Origin of the sequence: Kitasatospora sp. NPDC048722, assembly GCF_040650235.1 — a bacterium.
Lineage (GTDB): Bacteria > Actinomycetota > Actinomycetes > Streptomycetales > Streptomycetaceae > Kitasatospora.
The window spans coordinates 16863-37615 of record NZ_JBEZGX010000030.1; the positions used below are offsets into that span (position 1 = coordinate 16863).

General features: G+C 73.4%; 16 protein-coding genes. 11 read left to right on the forward strand and 5 right to left on the reverse strand.

Going from position 1 to position 20753, the window contains the following annotated elements:
• Positions 1–2 precede the first annotated feature (2 nt).
• The gene (locus AB0C76_RS22265) at positions 3–1613 is read left to right on the forward strand and encodes a DUF2079 domain-containing protein (protein WP_359968211.1); all 1611 of its coding nucleotides are present in this window, start codon (positions 3–5) and stop codon (positions 1611–1613) included.
• A 3-nt stretch (positions 1614–1616) separates the two neighbouring features.
• On the opposite strand, the gene AB0C76_RS22270 is transcribed toward AB0C76_RS22265, so the two are convergent.
• The 3 genes from AB0C76_RS22270 to AB0C76_RS22280 form a co-directional block, all read right to left on the reverse strand.
• On the reverse strand, positions 1617–2048 hold the full coding sequence (locus AB0C76_RS22270) for a universal stress protein (protein ID WP_359968039.1): 432 nt from the start codon (positions 2046–2048) through the stop codon (positions 1617–1619).
• Between the two features lie 68 nt (positions 2049–2116).
• Complete coding sequence (locus AB0C76_RS22275) at positions 2117–2992, reverse strand: peptidase (RefSeq protein WP_359968042.1); 876 nt, start codon at positions 2990–2992, stop codon at positions 2117–2119.
• Positions 2993–2994: 2 nt separating this feature from the next.
• Positions 2995–4320: a VWA domain-containing protein gene (locus AB0C76_RS22280; protein WP_359968045.1), complete on the reverse strand. Its 1326-nt coding sequence runs from the start codon at positions 4318–4320 to the stop codon at positions 2995–2997.
• Positions 4321–4531: 211 nt separating this feature from the next.
• On the opposite strand from AB0C76_RS22280, the gene AB0C76_RS22285 reads away from it, so the two are divergent.
• From AB0C76_RS22285 to AB0C76_RS22310, 6 genes are all read left to right on the forward strand, one after another.
• Positions 4532–5386, forward strand: coding sequence for an ATP-binding cassette domain-containing protein (locus AB0C76_RS22285; RefSeq protein ID WP_359968048.1), 855 nt, complete (start codon positions 4532–4534; stop codon positions 5384–5386).
• Entirely contained in the window at positions 5383–6063 is a 681-nt protein-coding gene (locus tag AB0C76_RS22290; RefSeq protein ID WP_359968051.1) for an ABC transporter, read from the forward strand. Before AB0C76_RS22285 ends, AB0C76_RS22290 begins: the two co-directional genes overlap by 4 nt.
• A gap of 189 nt (positions 6064–6252) precedes the next feature.
• Positions 6253–7596: an FtsW/RodA/SpoVE family cell cycle protein gene (locus tag AB0C76_RS22295; protein ID WP_359968054.1), complete on the forward strand. Its 1344-nt coding sequence runs from the start codon at positions 6253–6255 to the stop codon at positions 7594–7596.
• On the forward strand, positions 7596–9107 hold the full coding sequence (locus AB0C76_RS22300; RefSeq protein ID WP_359968057.1) for a penicillin-binding transpeptidase domain-containing protein: 1512 nt from the start codon (positions 7596–7598) through the stop codon (positions 9105–9107). The genes AB0C76_RS22295 and AB0C76_RS22300 overlap by 1 nt, the downstream gene beginning before the upstream one ends.
• Positions 9108–9353: 246 nt before the next feature.
• Entirely contained in the window at positions 9354–10847 is a 1494-nt protein-coding gene (locus AB0C76_RS22305; RefSeq protein WP_359968060.1) for an amino acid permease, read from the forward strand.
• Positions 10848–11007: 160 nt separating this feature from the next.
• On the forward strand, positions 11008–12414 hold the full coding sequence (locus tag AB0C76_RS22310; protein ID WP_359968063.1) for a glycosyltransferase 87 family protein: 1407 nt from the start codon (positions 11008–11010) through the stop codon (positions 12412–12414).
• 41 nt (positions 12415–12455) lie between these two features.
• On the opposite strand, the gene AB0C76_RS22315 is transcribed toward AB0C76_RS22310, so the two are convergent.
• Together AB0C76_RS22315 and AB0C76_RS22320 are read right to left on the reverse strand one after the other, a co-directional pair.
• Positions 12456–14231: a penicillin-binding transpeptidase domain-containing protein gene (locus AB0C76_RS22315; RefSeq protein WP_359968066.1), complete on the reverse strand. Its 1776-nt coding sequence runs from the start codon at positions 14229–14231 to the stop codon at positions 12456–12458.
• A 214-nt stretch (positions 14232–14445) separates the two neighbouring features.
• A complete protein-coding gene (locus AB0C76_RS22320) occupies positions 14446–16260 on the reverse strand; it encodes a phospholipid carrier-dependent glycosyltransferase (RefSeq protein WP_359968069.1) in 1815 nt (604 codons plus the stop codon).
• An 88-nt stretch (positions 16261–16348) separates the two neighbouring features.
• On the opposite strand from AB0C76_RS22320, the gene rsmI reads away from it, so the two are divergent.
• The 4 genes from rsmI (at position 16349) to AB0C76_RS22340 (ending at position 20603) form a co-directional block, all read left to right on the forward strand.
• Positions 16349–17218 (forward strand): 16S rRNA (cytidine(1402)-2'-O)-methyltransferase, encoded by an 870-nt coding sequence (gene rsmI / locus AB0C76_RS22325; RefSeq protein WP_359968072.1) that lies wholly within the window; start codon positions 16349–16351, stop codon positions 17216–17218.
• 314 nt (positions 17219–17532) lie between these two features.
• Entirely contained in the window at positions 17533–17958 is a 426-nt protein-coding gene (locus tag AB0C76_RS22330) for a hypothetical protein (protein ID WP_359968075.1), read from the forward strand.
• 147 nt (positions 17959–18105) lie between these two features.
• Complete coding sequence (gene metG / locus AB0C76_RS22335) at positions 18106–19725, forward strand: methionine--tRNA ligase (protein ID WP_359968078.1); 1620 nt, start codon at positions 18106–18108, stop codon at positions 19723–19725.
• The gene (locus AB0C76_RS22340; protein ID WP_359968081.1) at positions 19725–20603 is read left to right on the forward strand and encodes a TatD family hydrolase; all 879 of its coding nucleotides are present in this window, start codon (positions 19725–19727) and stop codon (positions 20601–20603) included. The genes metG and AB0C76_RS22340 overlap by 1 nt, the downstream gene beginning before the upstream one ends.
• Positions 20604–20753: the final 150 nt, after the last annotated feature.

Sequence of the window (20753 nt, forward strand, 5' to 3'; positions counted from 1 at the left end):
CCATGGCCGTCGACACCCGCTCCGCGACACCGGTTCCCGCGCGGCTGCCGGGCGCCGCCGTGCGCTCGGCGCTGGCCGGCAGCCCGGCCCGGCGCACCGTGCTGCTCGCCGTCCTGTGCTTCGCCGTCATGTGCGCCATCGGCATGCAGGGCTGGACCTCGGTCGCGCTCGGCGGCTTCGACCTCGGGATCTTCGACCAGGGCATCCGCGGCTACGCCCACTTCGGGCTGCCCGTCTCGACGCTGAAGAGCTACCACCACGAGTTCCCGCCGGGCTTCTCGCTCCTCGGCGACCACTTCTCACCGGTCCTCGCGCTGCTCGCGCCGCTGTACTGGATCTGGGACGACCCGCGCTCGCTGATCCTCGGACAGGCCCTGCTCTTCGCGTCCGGCGTACCGCTGATCCGGCGGATCGCCGCCCATGCCTTCGCGTACACCGCCCCGGCCACCGCCCGGCGCGCCGCCGACCTGGCGGGCCTCGTCTACGCCCTCGGGTGGCCGCTGCTGGTCGCCTCCCGGGTGGGCTTCCACGAGGTCGCCTTCGCCGTGCCGCTGATCCTGCTGATGCTGGAACGCGGACTGGCCCGCAAGTACTGGGCGGTGTCCCTGGCCGCCGTCCTGCTGTGCTGCACCAAGGAGGACCTCGGCCTGATGGTGGCCGCGTACGGGCTGGTCCTGCTGCTGCGCCTGCGCGGCTCCGGGGACCGCGCCGGCCGGTACACCGGCGTCGGGCTGTTGGTGGGCGGACCGCTCGCCTCGGCCGTCGCGATCAAGTGGCTGATCCCGGCGATGGGCGGCGAGCCGGGCTACTACTGGAACTACGGCTCGATCGGCAGCGACGCCGGGGACGCCCTGCACAACCTGCTGGGCAACCCGTTCCTGCTGGTCCAGGCCGCCTTCGACCAGCCGCTCAAGCCGCTGCTGCTGCTCTGGCTCTTCGGCACGATGCTCCTGCTGCCGCTGCGCTCGGCGACCGTCCTGTGCGCGGTGCCGCTGCTGGCCGAGCGGATCCTCTCCAGCAACCCCAACCACTGGTCGATCGCCCGCCACTACGACTCCATGCTGTGGCCGGTCCTGCTCACCGCGGCCGTCGAGGTGACCGGCCGGCTGATGGCCGAGGAGCGCACGGCGCGGCGCGGCCGCCTCCTGGGCCTGGCCGCGGCGGGCTGCGCCCTGGTCGCCGCCGTGCCGCTCGGGCTCGCGCAGCTGGCCGTGCCGTCCTCCTGGCAGCCCAAGACGAGCGAGGCGGCGCTCGTCCGGGCGGCCGCGCTCATCCCCGACGGCGCTTCGGTGGAGGCGGACAACCAGATCGCCCCGCGGCTCACCGCCCGGGCGGACGTGGTGCTGGTGGACGGCACCCCGCGCGGGCGCGAGTACGTGCTCACGCGGTCGGACAAGCGCTCGTTCCCGTTCGAGACGGACAAGCAGCAGGCCGAGCGGATCCGGCTGCTGCTGGCCCACGGGTACCGGCAGATCTGGGCCGAGGACGGCGTGGTGCTGCTGCACCGGGAGGGCGCCGAGCCGATCCCGGGCGAGCACGTGCCGGGCGGGGACAGCGAGCCCGTCCAGGACAAGGTGCCGTCGGACGTGGGGCACAACCTCTTCCGGGGCTGATGCTCAGGCCCGGACGACCACGACCGTGCACCCCGCGTGGTGGACGCAGTACTGGGAGACGGTGCCGAGCAGGGCCCCCGGCGGGGCACGGCGGCCCCGGCTGCCGACGACCAGGGCGGCGGCCCCCTCGGCGGCGGCCACCAGGGTGGGGCCGGGCGCTCCGGCCGCGAGGTGGCGGCGGACGGCGAGCCCGGCCGGGCAGGCGGCCAGCGTCTCGTCGAGGATCTCGGCGGCACGGCGCTCGGGCCCGAAGCCGTCCAGGGCGGGCGGGACGAACCCGTGCTCGCCGTACAGGCAGGGGAAGTCCCAGACGGTCACGGCCTCCAGCGGGGCGCCGCTCAGGCCGGCCAGGCGGGCCGCCCAGCGGACGGCGGCGCGGGAGGCCGGGGAGCCGTCCACGCCGACCACGATCCTGCCGTCGGGCTGCCGGGCCATGTTTCGAGCGTAGGACGACCGAGGGCCGGCCGGAACTCGTCCGGCCGGCCCTCGGGTGCGCGACCGGGTCAGTTGCGCTGGGTGTCCGGGTACGCGCCGTGCTGGTGGGCGCCGGCCTGGGGCGGCACCGAGCCGTAGCGGCCCGGGCGGCGACCGCGCGGGTGGCGGGTCAGGTGGAAGCCGAGGACGCCCGCGACGGCGGCCAGGGCGCCGCCGCCGATCGTCCAGTACCAGCGGCTGTTCCAGCCGGAGAACCAGCCGGTGTACCAGTGTTCCTCCGGCTGCACCGGGGCCGCCGCCTTGGCGGTGCTCGCGCCGCCGCCGGCCGGCGGGACGAGCGGCGCCTTGAGCTCGCCGCCCTCCGGCTGGGCGTTGTCGGCGTCGCCCTTGGCGGCGACGTGCAGCTGGACGGAGGCGGGGAGGCCGAGGTCCGGCTGCGGGGTGTCGGTGACCGCGAGCTTCACGTAGTACGTGCCGGGCAGCGGGTCGCCGGACCACGGTTCGGCCCAGGTGCGGACCTCGCGCAGGGTGCAGCTCAGGGCGAGCGTGGCGGTGTTCTGGTCGCCGGTGGCGTTCTGGGTGCCGGCGGTGCAGGCCTGGCGGCGGCGCAGCCCGTCGAAGACCTCGACGGCCCAGGTCTGCGGGCCGTGCCGGTCGGTGCCGGGGGCCAGGTTGACGGTCACCGAGACCGTCGGGGTCTGGCCCTCGGAGGCCCCGAACGCCCAGTACAGGTAGTCGCCGGTGGAGGCGGCGACGTTGGCGTCCTGGCCGGGGGAGAGGTTGACGGCGGTCAGGAAGGAGGTGCCGGCCTTGGTCGCCGGTGCCGCGGTGCCGCTCGCGCTCGGCGAGGGGGTCGGCGAGGCGGCGGAGGCCGCCGGGGCGGCCAGTGCGAGGGCGGGCAGCAGGGCGGAGGCGGCGAGCAGGCCGCGAAGAGTCCTACGCATGGTCAGTTCTCCCGCCAGACAGCGATCCGCCAGCGGGCGATCCAGCCGGCCACCAGGCCGGTCAGCAGGCCGGCGCCGGTGAGGGTGAGCAGCAGGATCCAGCCGCGTCCGAGGCCCATCGCCGCGCCCTCGGGGGCGGGGGAGGCGGAGGCCAGGTCGACGGTCAGCTCCAGCGGCAGGCCGGGGTCGGCCTGGACGCCGGGCTGCGCTGCCAGCGAGTTGCTGACGACCAGGCAGACCGTGGTCGGCGGCTGCTCGCTCGGCGACGCCGTGGGCCTGGTGATGACGTAGCCCTTGGAGTCGTTCGTGGACCAGCGCAGGCCGGTGGAGATCACGTCGTTGCGGCCGTTGTCGGCGTCGGCGCCGCGGACCAGCTCCTGGCCGGTCGCGCTGGTGGCCTGGAGCAGGACGCCGTAGTCCCGGGCGACGGCCCGGTCCAGGGAGACGCTGACCGAGGCGCGCAGCTCCTGTCCGGACTTGACCGGGACCTTGTAGACGCGGTGCTCGGAGAACTTCTCACGGTCGCTGTAGACGCCGGGGGCGAGGACGGGGGCGTTCTCGCACTTGTCGGTGCCGGCGGTCTTGACCGGGTTGACGGTGTAGGTGTCGTCGCTGCGGTCGATCAGCTGCTTCACCTTGTTGGTGAGCTGGTCCTGGCTGCGGACGTCGGTGTAGGTGCCGCCGGTCGCGTTGGCGATGCAGAGCAGCTGCTGGCGGGTCTTGTCGTCGTGGGCGAGGCCGAGGGTGTCGACGACCAGGTGGATGCCCTGGGCGGCGAGTTCGCGGGCCACGTCGCACGGGTCCGGCGGGGCGCAGTCGTCCTCGCCGTCGGTGATCAGGACGATCCGGCGGGTCGCGTCGCCCTTGCCGAGGTCCTGGGCGGCGCCGCGCAGCGCCAGACCGATCGGGGTGAAGCCGGTGGGGCGCAGGGTGGCGACCGCGGTCTTGGCCTCGACCTTGTTGGTCTTGCCGACCGGGAAGAGCTGCTTGGTGTCCTGGCAGCCGATCGTCTTGTCGGTGCCGGGGTAGGTGGCGCCGAGCGTGCGGATGCCGAAGTCGGTCTCCGCGGGCAGGGCGTCGATCACCTCGCCGATGGACTGCTGGGCCACCGAGATGCGGCTCTTGCCCTGGATGTCGGAGGCGCTCATGGAGCCGCTGACATCCAGGATCAGGTCGACCCTGGGGGCCTCCTTGGGGGCCGGGGCGGAGCCGCCCGAGGGTTCGTCGGCGTGGGCTGGCAGGCCGAGGAGCAGCGAGGCTCCCGTTATCGCCGCGGCGGCGAGCAGGCCGCCCAGCCTGGTCGTTGGTCGTCGTCGTCCGGTAATCACGCGGCCGATCCTAGGGATCATCAGTTCGCCATGGCCAAACGAGTCCGCAGCATGGCGAGGGTGCGCCCCCGGGCGAACTCCCGCGCGCGGGCGGGGTTTCGCGGGCGCGGGGCTCACGCGGCGCTTATGCGCGGTGGTTAGCCTTCCGTGCGGACCGGTCGAGCGGATCGGTCGAGCGGGCCGGACCGGGCGGGCGGGCGAAGGGGGCGCGGTGGAGCTGACGGGTGTCGGGAAGCGGTACGGACGGGGCGGGCGGTGGGTCCTGCGCGGGGTCGACCTGGCCGTCCGGCCGGGGGAGTTGGTGCGGATCGCGGGGGCGAACGGGACGGGCAAGTCGACGCTGCTCAGGCTCGTCGCGGGGATCGAGCGGCCGAGCGCGGGACGGGTGGTGCGGCCGGGGGCGGTGGCGTACGTGCCGGAACGGTTCCCGCCGGCGCTGCCGTTCGACGCGGCCTCGTACCTGCTGCGGGTCGGCCGGGTGCACGGGCTGGCGGCCGCGGAGGCGCGGCGCAGGGCGGGGGAGTGGCTGGACCGGTTCGGCATCGCGGACCGGGCGGGTACGCCGCTGAGCCGGCTCTCGAAGGGCACCTGCCAGAAGGTCGCGGTCGCGCAGGCGCTGCTGCCCGGAGCGCGGGTGCTGCTCCTGGACGAGGCCTGGACCGGGCTCGACCCGGCGGCCCGGACGGTGCTGGACGAGGCCGCCGCCGAGCGGGCGGCGGGCGGCGGCGCGGTGCTGTTCGTCGACCACGACCCGGCGCGGCTGGCCGGACTGACCACGGCCGCCTACCGGGTCGGCGAGGACGGCGGGCTGCGGCCCGCGGAGGAGCGGGCCGTACGGGCGGACGGCCCGCCGGTGGAGGTGGACGTGGACGTGGACGTGGACGTCGTGGACGGTGATCCGCTGCCCGCCCGGCTGCCCGGCGCCCCGGACGTCACCGTGCTGGAGGGGACGGCGGTGCGGCTCACGGTGGCGGCGGCGCACTCGGACGCGCTGCTGCGCCGCCTGTTGACCGGCCGTCCGGCCGTGAGCGTGCTGGCCGTCCGGCGGCGGGAGGGGGAGCGGTGAGGCAGGTCGGGGCGCTGACCCGGTACCACCTGGAGCTGCTGCTGCGCGGGCACGGATGGCTGCCGCCGTTCCTCGCGTACGCGTTGCTGCTGGTGCTGGGCGTGACGGCGGGCGATCCGCTGCTGGGCGGGCTCGGCTACGGCGCGGGCGTGCTGCTGCCGGTCAGCGCGTGGTCCGTCCGCAGCGCGCTGAACGCCGAGCCGCCGGCCTCGCGGGCGTGTCTGGTGGCGGCGGCGGGCCCGGCCCGGGTCCAGCTGGGCGGGCTGCTGGCGGCGCTGACGGTCGGCCTGGTCCTGGCGGTGGCCGAGGTGGCCGGGCTCTGGTGGGTGAGCGGGCCGGTCGCCAACCCGAAGGCGGACCAGCCGCCGGTCGGGGTGTCGTTGCTGGCCGGGCTGCTGGCCTCGGCGGTCTCCGTGCTGCTGGGGGTGCTGGTGGGGGCGCTGTGCAACCGGCCGGTGCTCGCGCGGGCGCAGTACGGCATCCCGTCGGCGCTGGCGCTCTCGACGGCGGTACTGGTGGCGCCCGGTTCGCCGGCGAACGCGGCGGTGAGCGGCCTGGTCGCCGCGGCCCGGTCCGGGCGGGTCGGGCCGCCCTGGCCCGAACTGCTGGCGGCCGCCGGGCTGCTGGCGGCGGTCGCGGCGGGTTCGGCGGCGCTGGCGGGGCGACGGCCGGAGTGAACCGGCGGGCACGGACCCCGGCGATTCGGACAATCACTGACACACCGTGAAGAAGAGACGATACATATGGATAGTGCTCGTTAGGGTGGCGAATCGGGGCGCGGGCGCTACCGCGCCCCGGTACGTCCGACGCGCGGGAAGGACCCGCGGTGAGCACCCCCAGGACGGTCCGTGGCGACACCCTCCGCCGTGACCAGAACCGCCGCCCGGCCGGCCCGGCCGGTGCCGACCCGGCGCACCACCGAGCTCGTGCTGGTGCTGGCCGCGGTGCTGATCGCCGTGTTCGGCTACGCCGAGGTCGGCGTCAACCTGGACGGCACGGTGCCCGCCGACACCGCCGGGTACGGGGCCGCGCTCGGCGTGCTCGCGCTGCTGGCGCACGGCGTCGTCCGGTGGCGGGCCCGGTACGCGGACCCGCTGCTGCTGCCGATCGCGGTGCTGCTCAACGGGATCGGACTGGTGGTGATCTACCGGCTCGACCGGGCGACCTCCGGCCCGGGCGCGGTCTCCACGCAGTTGCTGTGGTCCGCCCTCGGGGTGGCGCTGTTCGGCGCGGTGGTGCTGCTGGTGCGCGACCACCGGCGGCTCCGTCGCTACGCCTACGTGGGTGCGCTCGCGGCGCTCGTCCTCCTGGTGCTGCCGATCTTCTCCCCGCCGGTGTACGGATCCCGGATCTGGATCGTCGTCGGGCCGCTCTCCTTCCAGCCGGGGGAGTTCGCCAAGGTCCTCCTGGCGGTCTTCTTCGCCGCCTACCTGGCCGTGCACCGGGACGCCCTCGCGCTCACCGGGCGGCGGGTCTGGCGCTGGCAGCTGCCGCGCGGGCGGGTGCTCGGGCCGGTGCTGCTGATCTGGGCCGCGTTCGTCGGCGTCCTGGTGCTGGAGACCGACCTCGGGACCTCGTTGCTGTACTTCGGGCTGTTCGTCGTGATGCTCTACGTCGCCACCGCGCGCACCGGGTGGATCGCGATCGGGCTGGGCCTCGCGGCGGCCGGCGCGGTGGCGGTGGGTTTCTTCGAGGCCCACGTGCGCAGCCGGGTGGCGGACTGGCTGGACCCCCTCGGCTCGATCGCGGCGGGCAAGGGGGCCAACCAGATCGCCCAGTCGCTGTTCGCCTTCGCGTGGGGCGGGGAGCTCGGGACGGGCCTCGGCAACGGGCACTCGGTGTTGATCGGCTTCGCCGCCAAGTCCGACTTCATCCTGGCGACGATCGGCGAGGAGCTCGGCCTGACCGGGTTGGTCGCGGTGTTCCTGCTGTACGCGCTGCTGGTCTCGCGCGGGTTCCGGACGGGCATCGCTCTGCGCGACCCGTTCGGGCGGCTGCTGGCGATCGGGCTGGCGGCGATCGTCGGCCTGCAGGTCTTCGTGGTGGCGGGCGGGGTGCTCGCGCTGATCCCGCTGACGGGGATGACGCTGCCGTTCGTCGCCCAGGGCGGCTCGTCGGTGGTCACCAACTGGATCGTCGTCGCGCTGCTCGTGCGCATGAGTGACATCGCCCGTCGGCCGGCGCCGGTCCCGGCGCCGGGGGAGGCCTGATGGCGCGCTTCCGGCCGGCCCGGGGGAACGGGCCGCAGGGGCTCCCGGGGATCTCCGTCACCGGCCGCCGCGCCGGCACGTTCTGCCTGCTGCTGATCGTCGCGCTGTGCGTCCAGGCCACCCGGGTGCAGGTGTTCGAGGCGAAGGACCTCGACCACAACAGCGCCAACCAGCGGCTCGCCGTCGAGCGGTACGGGCAGCCGCGCGGGAACATCCTGGTCGGCGCGGACACCGTCACCGGCTCGGCGCCCACCGGCGGCCGGTACGCCTACAAGCGCACCTACACCGACGGCCCGACGTACGCGGCCGTCACCGGCTTCGCCTCGCAGGCGTACGGCGACACGCAGCTGGAGGGGATCGAGGACGACCTGCTGACCGGGACGGACAGCCGCCTGGCCGGCTGGGCGGTCTGGGACGCGGTCGCGCGCCGGCAGAACCCCGGCGGGGACGTCTACACCACCCTCGACCGGGCCGCCCAGGCGGCGGCGATGCGCGGGCTGGGCGCGCAGAAGGGCGCGGTCGCCGCGATCGAGCCCGCCACCGGACGGATCCTGGCGCTGGCCAGCACGCCCTCCTACGACCCGGGGAGCTTCGCCGGGTCCACCTCGGCCGACCAGACGGCCTGGAACCGGCTGCAGACCGACAGCGGCCAGCCGATGCTCAACCGGGCACTGCGCCAGACCTACCCGCCGGGCTCGGCCTTCAAGGTGGTGACGGCCGCCGCCGCGCTCGCCGGCGGGGTGGTCACCGACATCAACGCGCCCACCGGCGCGCCCTTCCCGTACGTCATGCCGGGGACGACCACGCCGCTGGTCAACGACACCGCGGCCTGCGACCGGGCGGGGCAGTCGCTGGACACCGCGATGACCTACAGCTGCAACAGCGTCCTCGGCTACCTCGGCGTGCGCACCGGCCTGGACGCGATGGCGGCGATGGCCGGGAACTTCGGCTTCAACGACGCCCGGCTCGACATGCCGGTGCGGCCGTCGCGCTCCAACTTCGACACGACGATGAACGAGTCGCAGCTCGCGCTCTCCTCGATCGGGCAGTACGACACGGCCGCGACCCCGCTGGTGATGGCGATGGTCGCGGCCGGGGTCGCCAACAACGGGACGGTGATGCGTCCACAGCTTGTGGACAAGCTGACCAAGAGCGACGGGACGGTGGTCCGGTTGATGAAGCCGGCCGTCTACAGGCGGGCGATGGCGCCCGGGGTGGCCGCGCAGGTGCAGCGGCTCATGACGGACGTCGTGGACAACGGCACCGGGCGCAACGCCCGGATCGCGGGCGCGGTGGTCGGCGGCAAGACCGGCACCGCCGAACACGGCGTGGACAACAGCGGGACGCCGTACGCCTGGTTCGTCTCGTGGGCCAGGCCGGCCGCATCGGACGGGGTGCCGCCGGTGGCCGTCGCCGTGGTGATCGCGGACAGTGACGCCACGGACGTGACCGGTGGCGGGCTCGCGGCGCCGATCGCCCGCTCGGTGATGCAGGCCGTCCTCGAGCGGTGACCGGGTCGACGCCCTGATCTGCGGCTTTACCTCGCCCGAGAGGGATCCGCCGTTTACGAAGCGTCCGGTTTGTCCCTACTCATTCGACAGTTCGTATAATGCGGAAGCTCGGACTGTTCGTTTGCGACACTGGTGCATTCGCGCGGTACTGTCCCATCTTTGTTCGGTTGGTCCCCGATGACACCCCGTATCGCGTTCAGTGACCGACCGCTAGGACACCCTCCCTCGCCTAGAAAGACCGCGGTTTTGGCCAGCAACTCCCTCGGTGCGCGTCTGCTGCGACGCAAGCCCGTCTCGACACTGATCGCCGAGAGCGAGGGCCGGGACAGCCTCCCGGCCGGCGCACCGGAGGAGGGCGGACGCTCCGGCATCCACCTCCGCCGCTCCATCGGACTCTGGCAGCTGTCCTCGATCGGCATCGGCGCCACCATCGGTACCGGCATCTTCTTCGTGCTCAACACCGCGGTGCCGTCGGCCGGACCGGCCGTCATCCTGTCCTTCGTCATCGCCGCCGTCACGGCGGGCCTCACGGCGCTGTGCTACGCCGAGATGGCCTCCGCGATCCCGGTCTCCGGCTCGTCCTACTCCTACGCCTACGCGACCCTCGGCGAGGGCGTCGCCTTCGGCGTCGGCATCTGCCTGCTGATGGAGTACGGCGTCTCCGCCTCCGCGATCGCGGTGAGCTGGGCCGAGTACCTCAACAAGTTCCTCGACCTGGCCTTCGGGTTCAAGATCCCCGAGCAGCTGGCGGGCGCCCCGGACAGCACCCACTGGTTCAACCTGCCGGCGCTGCTGCTGGTCGCCATGGTCTGCTTCCTGCTGATCCGCGGCGTCAGCGAGTCGGTGAAGGTCAACGCGGCGATGGTCGCGATCAAGATCCTCATCCTGGTGCTGTTCATCGGCGTCGCGCTCACCGGCTTCCACTCCGGCAACCTGACCCCGTTCATGCCGCTCGGCATCGGCGGCGTGCAGGTCGCGGCGTCCAGCATCTTCTTCTCGTTCATCGGCCTGGACGCCGTGTCCACGGCCGGCGAGGAGGTCAAGAACCCCCGCCGCACCCTGCCGCTGGCGATCATCATCTCGCTGGTCGTGGTGACCCTGCTCTACATCCTGGTCGCGCTGGCCGGCATCGGTGCCCAGCCGTGGCAGAAGTTCGACGGTCAGGAGGCCGGGCTCGCCCAGATCCTCCAGGACATCACCGGCCAGAGCTGGCCCGCGATGGTCTTCGCGGTCGGCGCGATCCTCTCGATCTTCAGCATCACCCTCGTGGTGATCTACGGCCAGACCCGCATCCTGTACTCGATGGGCCGCGACGGCATGCTGCCCAAGCGCTTCGCCGAGCTCTCGCCGCGCACCGGCACCCCGGTCTGGAACACGATCGTGGTCGGCGTCGGCGTGGGCGCGCTCGCCGCGTTCGTCCCGCTCAACATCCTGGCCGACATCACCAGCCTCGGGACGCTCATCGCCTTCTCGGTCGTCTCGGTGGGCGTCATCGTCCTGCGCCGCACCCAGCCCGACCTGCCGCGCGGCTTCAAGGTGCCCGGCTACCCGGTCGTGCCGCTGCTCAGCGTCGGCTTCTGCGGCTACCTGATCACCGGCCTGCACGCCGACACCTTCCGGGCCGGGGCGATCGCCCTCGCCGTCGCCGTGGTCGTCTACTTCGGCTACAGCATCAAGAACTCGAAGCTGGAGCGCGGAGCGGAGCAGCAGACCGCCCCGCTGGACAGCCACACCGGCTGATCCGTCTCACGCTCCGAATCCGGCTTCGGTCACCGCCGGTTGCTACGGACACGAAGGGCCGCCCGTTGGTAGGACGCCGGGCGGCTCTTCGCGCGTAGACCGCGACTCTCCGTCGATCCCGGTGGCGACAGCGCGGGGCCCCCACCCATAACCTTCCACCATGGTGAGCACCCGCACGCCCGGCTTCTCCCGCCCGCGCGGCCGCTTCACCGGCCGTTCCAGAACGCCGGCCCCCCAACCCGTCGGACCGCCCTCCCGGCCCGACCGCCCCCTGCGCGGCCTGGTCCCCAGGGCCGTCCCCCGCCAGCGGCGTGAGAACACGTTTCCGCCCACGGCCGCGAGGACGGACCCCGCCCGGCTCGCCTCCCTGCGCAGCGTCCAACTGCTCGGCTGCGCCGTCGCGGCCGGCTGGGCGGCCGCCTTCCCGCTCGTCTCCGACCTGCCCAACCAGCGCGTCTGGGGCATCATCGCGGCCCCCGCCTATGCCCTGGCCGGGCTGCTCTGCCTGATCCTGCCGCGCCGGTTCGCGGCCCGTTCCGCCGCGGCGGTCGCCCTCCTCGGGGCCGTCGTCGTGCCGCTGGCGCTCCTCGCCGTCCAGGGCCGCCACCAGTCCGAGGTGATGGTGGTCGAGCGCTCGGCGCACCTGCTGCTCACCACGGGCAGCGCCTACCTGCAGCACCCCGTCGTGGTCACCGACTACAACCCGTACCTGCCGGCCATGTCCCTCTTCGGGATGCCCCGACAGCTGCTCGGCAGCGACGACGCCTTCACCCGGGTCGCCGGGGACGCCCGGATCTGGTTCGCGCTCACCTTCTTCGCCTGCCTGCTGGCCAGCTGGCGCCTGCTGCGGCCCTCCCGGGACCGCGCCCCGCTGTTGCCGCTGGCGGTGCTCACCGCCTCGCCGCTGATAGCGCTCGCCCTCGCCGTCGGCGGTGTCGACCTGCCGCTGATCGGCGTCTGCTGCCTGGCCATGGCGCTCGCCGAGCGCGACCGCACCGTCGGCGCGGGGCTCGTCCTCGCCCTCGCCTGCACGCTCAAGTGGACGGCCTGGCCGGCGCTGCCCGTCGCGGTCCTGCTGCTGTGGCGGCTCTACGGGCGGCGCCCGGCGGCCCGGACCGGGCTGATCGCGGTCGGCACGAGCCTGGCCGTGCTCCTGCCGTCCGTGCTGGGCAGGGCGGCCGAGCTGCGCGAGCAGGTGGTGCTCTTCCCGCTCGGGATGACCGCGATCCGCACCCCGGCCGGCAGCCCGCTGCCCGGCAAGGTGCTGGCCGGCTTCGGGCCGACCGGGCACACCGTCTCGCTGACGCTGATGACCCTCGGCGGCGTCGCGGTGGCGATCTGGCTGCTGGCCCGGCCGCCGGTGACCGCGACCGGCGCAGCCGACCTGCTGGCCGCGGGGCTCGCGATCGCCTTCATGCTGGCCCCGGCCGGGCGCTTCGGGTACCTCGCGCTCCCGGCCGTCCTGGTGATCTGGCCCCGGCTCGCCGCCCGGCGGTGGAGCAACCGGCCGACCGCCGTGGTGCGGCGGCGCCCGGAACGGCAGGAACCCGCTCTGCCGAGAGGCTGAGCGGGCTCCTGGGGGGCGTTCCGGGGCCGACCCCTCGAGGTCTACCGGTTGCCGAAGGACTTGAGCAGCGAGGCGACGGCCGGGCCGGCCGCGTCGACGCCGTGGCCGCCGCCCTGCACCTCGGCCGCGACAGCGATGTTGCCGCGGTAGGCGGTGAACCAGCTGTTGGTGGTGGACGCGCCGGCGACCTCGGCGGAGCCGGTCTTGGCGCCCGCGTTGTCGGTGATCCCGGCCATCACGGCCTGGGCCGTGCCGCCGGTGGCGGTGGCGTTCATCATCGCGCGCAGCTTGCCGGCGACGTCCGGCGAGATCTGGCGGGCGGCCGGCTGCTGCGGCAGCCCGGCGACCAGGATGGGCTGCTTGAACGCGCCGCTCTGCACGGTCGCCGTGATCGAGGCGATCGCCAGCGGGTTCATCTGGACCTTGCCCTGGCCGATGTAGTTCATCGCCTGCTCGTCCTTGCTGCCCGGGGTGGCCGGGATCTTGCCGTCCGAGTTCGGCAGGCCGGTCTTCCACTCCAGGCCGACGCCGTAGACGTCCTTGGCGGTGGCCGCGAGCGTCTCGGGCTTCAGGCTGGTCAGGCCCTGGTTGATGAAGGCGGTGTTGCAGGACATCATGAAGTCCTGCTGGAGCGTGTTGTTCGGGAACGCGCCCGGGAAGTCGTTCGGGATCGCCACCGGGTTGCTGCTCTTCTCCGGGCAGGCCACGTTCGAGTCCGGGTTGATCCCGGCCTCCAGCAGCGCCGTCGACGTGACGATCTTCATCGTCGAGCCGGGCGCGAGCAGGCCCGAGAAGGCCCGGTTCTGGCCGTTGGACGGCGCGTTGGCGAAGGCCAGCACCTGACCGGTGCTCGGCTCGATCGCGACGATGGAGCCCTGCTTGCCGCCCAGGTCGGTCATCGCCTTCTCGGCCGCGGCCTGGATCGCGTTGTCGATCGTCACCTTGAACGGCTTGCCCGGCTTGGGCTCGACGATCGTGAACAGCTTGTCCGGGGCGGTCTTTCCGGCCGGGTCGCTGATGACGACCGCGCTGCCCGCGTCCTGGTCCTTGTTCGGGTCCGGCGGCAGCAGCTTGCGGGCCGTGTCCTGCAGGGAGTTCATCAGAGCCGGGGTGAGCGAGGCGCCCTGCAGCGGCTTGCCGTTGCGGTCCACGACGGTGGACGGCGGGGCGAAGACCTGCTGGGTGGCGATCGTCTCGTTCCCGGACAGGTGCGGGTGGAGCACGCTCGGGGCCCAGTGCACGGCCGGGGTGTCGTCGCTCATCTTCACGACGCTGAGGAAGCCGTTGTAGTCCCAGACCCGGGCGGTGCCCTCGAACTCGGCGCGCGCCTTGAAACCCATCAGCACGCCGGTGGGCGCGGGGGTGGCAGCGGCGGACGGCGAGTCGCTCGCGCCCGGCGTGCCGGCGGCCGAGGGGGTCGCGGACGCGGCGGGTGCGCCGGACGGCTTGGCCGGGGTGGGGGTGCCGGTGGCCGAGGCGAAGGCCTGCGGGGTGGCCGGGCCGGACGGGGTCAGTGTCAGCGCGCTCGGCTTGACCTGGTCCTTGAAGGCGGTCAGCGCGGCCGTGGCGGCGTCCGGGTTGTCGGTCAGCGAGGCGGCCTTGGCCACGTCGCCGGCCGCCCAGGCCGCCAGGAAGTCCTTGGCGCCGCTGGCCGCCTGGTCCGCGGAGGGGGGTTCGGCGACCACCGTGCGGGGCTTCTTGGCCGAGCCGGACCCGTCGCCCGAGCCGCCCACCAGGCTGTACGCGCCATAGCCGCCGCCTGCGAGCACGGCGAGGGACACGCCGGTGATGATGCCGATTTTCGCGCCTTTGCGCATGGTGCTGCTCCCCCAAGGGTCGGGCGACTAACGCGGTACTGATCCCCCACCCTAGGCAGGCCGACTCGGTGCGCCGACGAAACGCCCGGGAGTTGTGACGGTTCTGGTACGTGTCGAACACCGTATGCGTACGATCTCCGCACCCTCGGCCGATCCGGGCCGGACCGGGGCGGGCGGACCGGGGCGGGGCACGCCGGGCCGGACCGGAGCCGGCTCAGATCCAGCTGTTGAACCACATCCGCTGGCGCCAGTCGTCCATGGGGATCGTCTGTCCGGAGAACAGCGGGAAGAAGAACAGGAAGTTCCAGACGATCAGGAGGACCAGCAGACCGGCCGACGTGCCGCCGATGATCCGGCGGTCCCGGGATGCACCCGGAGGCCCGATCATCGCGCCGAGCATCATCGTCACCGCGAGCACCAGGAACGGGACGAAGGCGACCGCGTAGAAGAGGAAGATCGTCCGCTGCTGGTACTCGAACCAGGGCAGGTAGCCGGCCGCCAGGCCGCACAGCACCGCGCCGGCCCGCCAGTCCCGCCGGGCCGCCCAGCGCCACAGGCAGTACACCAGGGCGATGCAGCCGGCCCACCACAGCAACGGGGTGCCGAGGCCGAGCACCTCGCGGGCGCACTCGGCCGCGGTGCAGCCGTCCTGGCCCGTCTTCGGGGACTCGTAGTAGAAGGAGACCGGCCGGCCGAGGACCAGCCAGCTCCACGGGTTCGACTGGTAGGTGTGCGGGTCGGTCAGGTGGGTGTGGAAGTCGTACATCGTGGAGTGGTAGTGCCACAGGGCGCGCAGGCCCTCCGGGATCCACGGGTAGTCGGTGCTCCGGCCGGCCGCCCAGTCACGGCCCCAGCCGCCCTGGCCGGGTGTGTCGCTGCTGGCGAACCAGCCCCACCACGAGGTGACGTAGACGCCCAGTGCGACCACGACGATCGAGGCGAAGGCCGGCAGCGCGTCCCGGGTGAGCGCCGCCAGGTACGGGCGCGGGGCCCCGGCCAGGCGGCGCGCACCCGCGTCCCAGAGCACGGTCATCAGGCCGAAGGCGGCCGCGACGTACAGGCCGCTCCACTTGGTCGCGCAGGTCAGGCCGACGCAGACGCCGGCCGCGATCCGGTACGGGCGCCAGCCCAGGCGCACCCGCTGGGCGAGCGCGGCGTTCGCGACCCCGTCGAGCCGGGCGGCCAGCAGGGCCCTGGTGCGGTCCCGGTCCAGGATCAGGAAGCCGAAGGCGGCGAGGATCCAGAACATCACCACGAGGTCCAGCAGGGCCGAGCGGCTGAGCACGAAGTGCAGGCCGTCCACCGAGAGCAGCAGGCCGGCCACGCAGCCCAGCAGGGTGGAACGGAACAGGCGGCGGGCGATCCGGGCGATCATCAGCACGGACACCGTGCCGAGCAGGGCCACCGCGAAGCGCCAGCCGAAGGGGTTCATCCCGAACAGCCACTCGCCGAAGCCGATGATCCACTTGCCCACCGGCGGGTGGACGACGTAGCCGGCCATCGGGCGGTAGGGGGCCGTCCCGTCCTTCATGATCTGCTCGTTGGCGCCGTCCGGCCAGTTGATCTCGTAGCCGCCGTGCCAGAGCGCGTACGCGTCCTTGGCGTAGTACGTCTCGTCGAAGATGATCGCGTGCGGCTCCCCGAGGTCGGTGAACCGCAGGATCCCGGCGAAGACCGCGACCGCGACCGGGCCGAGCCAGCCCGACCAGCGGCACAGGAACGCCCACAGGGCCGGGGGCACCGGTATGCCCAGGCGCAGCAGCAGCGGGGACGGCGGGACGTCGTCCGGCGTCACCCCGGGGCCGTCCGGCATCGGCGGCACGAGGCGTTCGGTCAGCGGCGCGGCCGGCCGCGCCGCGTAGCCGAAGCCGGCCAGGCGCTGCCGCCAGGCGGCGGGCCGGTCGGCCACCGGCGGGCGCGGGGCCGGGACGGCGGGCACGGAACCGGACGGCAGGTCCGTCGCGCCGAGGCCACCCGGTGTGGTGCGGTCTCTACCAGTGGGCGTCTGCGCCGCCGTGTCGCCGTTCATCCGCCACATCGTAGGGGCGCGGTCCTATCGTCGGACCGGCCCCTCGGAAGCTGCCCGAATCGTCACCATAAGCACGCGGGCTGGAAGGATGGGGTCCGTGACAGGAGTACTCGTTCTCGCAGGCACCCCCATCGGCGACGTCTCGGACGCCCCGCCCCGGCTGCTCACCGAACTCTCGACCGCGGACGTGATCGCGGCCGAGGACACCCGGCGGCTGCGCCGGCTGACCCAGGCGCTCGGGGTGACCCCCGCCGGGCGGGTGGTCTCCTACTTCGAGGGCAACGAGGTCGGCCGCACCCCCGAACTGGTCGAGGCGCTGCTCGGCGGCGCCCGGGTGCTGCTGGTCACGGACGCCGGGATGCCGTCCGTCTCCGACCCCGGTTACCGGCTCGTCGCCGCGGCCGTCGCGGCCGACGTCAAGGTCACCGCGGTGCCCGGGCCGTCCGCGGTGCTCACCGCGCTCGCCCTGTCCGGGCTGCCCGTCGACCGCTTCACCTTCGAGGGCTTCCTGCCGCGCAAGACCGGCGACCGGGCCCGCCAGCTCGCCTCGATCGCCGCCGAGCCGCGCACGATGGTCTTCTTCGAGGCGCCGCACCGGATCGCCGAGGCGCTCGCGGCGATGGCCGAGGCCTTCGGGCCCGAGCGGCCCGCGGCGGTGTGCCGGGAGCTGACCAAGACCTACGAGGAGGTCAAGCGCGGCCCGATCGGCGAGCTGGCGGCCTGGGCGGCCGAGGGCGTCAAGGGCGAGATCACCGTGGTCGTCGCCGGGGCCCCGCCGGCCGCGCCGCAGGAGCTCACCCCGGCCGAGCTGGCCCGTCTGGTCGCCGTCCGCGAGGAGGCGGGGGAGCACCGCAAGGAGGCCATCGCCGCCGTCGCGGCGGAGCTGGCGCTGCCCAAGCGGGAGGTGTTCGACGCCGTCGTCGCGGCCAAAAGGGACGGCTCCGGGACCGGGAAGTAGGGGCCGGCGGGTACGGGAAGCGGGCGCCCGCGGGTGCAGGGAAGCGGGTGTCGGCGGGTACGGGTTCGACAAGCCGGTAATTCCGGGGGTTGCGTGGCGGGCGGTGCGTCGTACCTTGGAGTGAAGGCCCCGGTAAACGCCAACTGAGCTGAAGCTTTGGCCGCGGTTTCCGCAAAGGATCCGACCTTTCGTCTAGGGATCCCCAACCCGCATCCAAGTCTTCACAAGCAGGGCATCGCCAGGGGCGGTCCGGGCATTTCCTGGAATGGAAAGACCCAGCCGGGCGAGCGCCCGGCGGGCGCTGGGAGACGGCTATGAGCGAGACGATCGGTAGCCCCCTCGGTGGCAACGCGCTGAGCGACCCCGTCCCGGCCGGGCGGGCGCACACTCCCGTCGAGACCGTTCGGGAGGCCTACTCCTTCGCGTGCCTGAAGTGCGCGTACGGGTGGGAGCAGGCGTACGACATCGAGCACCACGTCGCCAGGGACGGCCACGTCGTGTTCGAGTACCACGCCAACGGTGTCCGGGTACCGTCCCCGCTGCTCAAGCCGACCTGCCCGGGGTGTGGTGGACACACCGTCCGGATCATGCGCGAGGGCCGGGTGGCCGTCGCCGACCAGCCCTGGCAGAACGCCCCCGGCTACCCGGCGCACGCCGAGCCGGCCGGGCCGCCCGCGGTGTCCGGGCTCGCGCAGCCGCGCGGACGCTGGGCCCGGTTCTGGTCGCGGCTGCTGGGCTGACACCGGGGCGCGCGCCGGGGCCGCCCTCGCGTGAGCGCCGGGGGCGGCGCCGTGCGGTCGGTGCCCGTGGTGGGTGGGGCGGCCCCCGCGTCCGCGCTGCGGAACACGGTCGAGGGCCGCCCGCGTGCCCGACTAAGCTTTCCGACCATGGCGGCCACTGCAGACCACAGCACCACCGGGGCGAGCGCCCCGGCGTACTACGTATCCACCCCGATCTACTACGTCAACGATCGCCCGCACCTGGGCCACGCGTACACCACCGTGGCGGGCGACGTCCTCACCCGCTGGCACCGCCAGCGCGGCGAGAAGGTGTGGTACCTGACCGGCACCGACGAGCACGGTCAGAAGATCATGCGGACCGCCGAGGCCAACGGCGTCACCCCGCAGGAGTGGTGCGACAAGCTGGTCGAGGAGGCGTGGAAGCCGCTCTGGGAGCACCTGGAGATCGCCAACGACGACTTCATCCGCACCACCCAGCAGCGCCACACCGACCGCGTGCAGGAATTCGTCCAGGACCTGTACGACAAGGGCGAGATCTACAAGGGCGGTTACTCCGGCCCGTATTGCGTCGGCTGCGAGGAGTTCAAGCTCCCGGCCGAACTGCTCGACGGCGCCACCGCGGACGAGAAGCTCTGCGCCGTGCACAAGCGGCCGGTGGAATGGCTGGAGGAGGAGAACTACTTCTTCCGTCTCTCCGCCTACGGACCGAAGCTGCTGGAGTTCTACGCCGCCAACCCGGACTTCATCCAGCCCGCCTCGGCCCGCAACGAGGTGCTGCGCTTCGTCGAGCAGGACCTGAAGGACCTGTCGATCTCCCGCTCCACCTTCAACTGGGGCGTCCCGCTGCCCTGGGACGAGAAGCACGTCCTGTACGTGTGGGTCGACGCGCTGCAGAACTACATCACCGCCGCCGGCTACGGCAGCGACCCGGAGCGCTTCGCCGAGCTGTGGCCCGCCTCCGTCCACCTGGTCGGCAAGGACATCCTGCGCTTCCACGCGGTGATCTGGCCCGCCATGCTGATGGCCGCCGGACTGCCGCTGCCCAAGCGGGTCGTCGCCAACGGCTGGCTGATGGTCGGCGGCGAGAAGATGTCCAAGTCCAACCTGACCGGCATCGCGCCCACCGACCTCACCTCGCACTTCGGCGTGGACGCCTACCGGTACTACTTCCTGCGTGCGATCCCGTTCGGCACCGACGGCTCCTTCTCGTGGGAGGACTTCACCGCCCGGTACACCTCCGAACTCGCCAACGACTTCGGCAACCTGGCCTCCCGCGTCGCCGCCATGGTCGGCAAGTACTTCGACGGCGTGCTGCCCGCCGCGACCGCGTCCGGCGAGGCCGAGAAGGCCGTCCAGGACGGGCTCGCCGCCGCCGTCGCCGCGGCCGACCGGAAGATCGGCGAGGACCTCGACTTCGCGGGCGGCCTCGCGGCGATCTTCGAGTTCGTCAAGCAGGTCAACGGCTACATCAGCGACCAGGAGCCCTGGAAGGTCGCCAAGGACGACTCGGCGGAGGGCCGGGCCCGCCTGGCCACCATCCTGTACACCGCCGCCGAGTCGCTGCGCGCCACCGCCGTCCTGCTCAACCCGGTGATGCCGTCCACGGCCGAGAAGCTGTGGGCCTCCCTCGGGGCCGAGGCCGGACTGGGCGCGCTCGCCGCGCAGACCGTCGCCGGCGCGGCCGACTGGGGCCGGCTGCCCGCCGGTGCCACCGTCACCAAGGGCGCGATCCTCTTCCCGCGCCTCGAAGAGAAGCCCGCCTCCTGATGGTGAAGAAGGACGACGACCGGTCGACCCCGCCGCCGCTGCCGGAACCCCTGGCGGTGGCGGTGGCCGACTCGCACACGCACCTGGACATGCAGTCCGGCACGCCCGAGGAGGGCCTCGCCCGCGCGGCCTCGGTCGGGGTCACCACCGTCGTCCAGGTCGGCTGCGACGTGCCCGGCTCGCGCTGGGCCGCCGAGCTGGCGGCCCGGTTCGAGCAGGTCCACGCGGCCGTCGCGCTGCACCCCAACGAGGCGCCGCGGATCTTCCTCGGTGACCCCGACGGCTGGTCCGGCCGGCAGCGCCCGGCCGGCGGTGCGGCGGCGCTGGACGAGGCGCTCGCCGAGATCGACGCCCTCGCGGCGCTGCCGCAGGTGCGGGCCGTCGGCGAGACCGGACTCGACTACTTCCGTACCGGGCCCGAGGGCGTGGAGATCCAGAAGGAGTCGTTCCGCCGGCACGTCGAGATCGCCAAGCGGCACGGCAAGGCCCTGGTCATCCACGACCGCGACGCCCACGAGGACGTCATCGCCGTCCTGCTGGAGGAGGGCGCCCCGGAGCGGACCGTCTTCCACTGCTACTCGGGCGACGCGGAGATGGCCAAGGTCTGCGCCGAGCACGGCTGGTACCTGTCGTTCGCGGGCCCGGTCACGTTCAAGGCCAACCAGCCGCTGCGCGACGCCCTGCTGGCGACCCCGCTCGACCGCGTCCTGGTCGAGACGGACGCGCCCTTCCTCACCCCGCACCCCTACCGCGGCCGGCCCAACGCGCCGTACCTGATCCCGGTCACGGTCCGGTCGATGGCGGCGACGCTGGGGCTGCACGAGGACGAGCTGGCGACGGCGATCGCGGCGAACACCGCGCGGGCGTTCGGGTACTGAGCCGGGGGCGCCCCGTTCGTGCGTGCCGGGGCCGGGTGCCGCCCGGCCTGCGGGCGGCGAAGCCGGTGCGCGCGGTTCGGGGGCGCCGAAGCCGGTGTGCCCGGTCTGCGGGCGGCGTCGGGAACCCGGCCGTCGGGTCCGGCGCGTCCG

Coding starts and splice junctions, on each gene's coding strand:
- AB0C76_RS22265 (WP_359968211.1), top strand. CDS start 3: ATGGCCGTCGACACCCGCTCCGCGACACCGGTTCCCGCGCGGCTGCCG.
- AB0C76_RS22270 (WP_359968039.1), bottom strand. CDS start 2,048: ATGGCCCGGCAGCCCGACGGCAGGATCGTGGTCGGCGTGGACGGCTCC.
- AB0C76_RS22275 (WP_359968042.1), bottom strand. CDS start 2,992: ATGCGTAGGACTCTTCGCGGCCTGCTCGCCGCCTCCGCCCTGCTGCCC.
- AB0C76_RS22300 (WP_359968057.1), top strand. CDS start 7,596: ATGGCGCGCTTCCGGCCGGCCCGGGGGAACGGGCCGCAGGGGCTCCCG.
- AB0C76_RS22310 (WP_359968063.1), top strand. CDS start 11,008: ATGGTGAGCACCCGCACGCCCGGCTTCTCCCGCCCGCGCGGCCGCTTC.
- AB0C76_RS22315 (WP_359968066.1), bottom strand. CDS start 14,231: ATGCGCAAAGGCGCGAAAATCGGCATCATCACCGGCGTGTCCCTCGCC.
- AB0C76_RS22320 (WP_359968069.1), bottom strand. CDS start 16,260: ATGAACGGCGACACGGCGGCGCAGACGCCCACTGGTAGAGACCGCACC.
- rsmI (WP_359968072.1), top strand. CDS start 16,349: ATGGGGTCCGTGACAGGAGTACTCGTTCTCGCAGGCACCCCCATCGGC.
- AB0C76_RS22330 (WP_359968075.1), top strand. CDS start 17,533: ATGAGCGAGACGATCGGTAGCCCCCTCGGTGGCAACGCGCTGAGCGAC.
- metG (WP_359968078.1), top strand. CDS start 18,106: ATGGCGGCCACTGCAGACCACAGCACCACCGGGGCGAGCGCCCCGGCG.
- AB0C76_RS22340 (WP_359968081.1), top strand. CDS start 19,725: ATGGTGAAGAAGGACGACGACCGGTCGACCCCGCCGCCGCTGCCGGAA.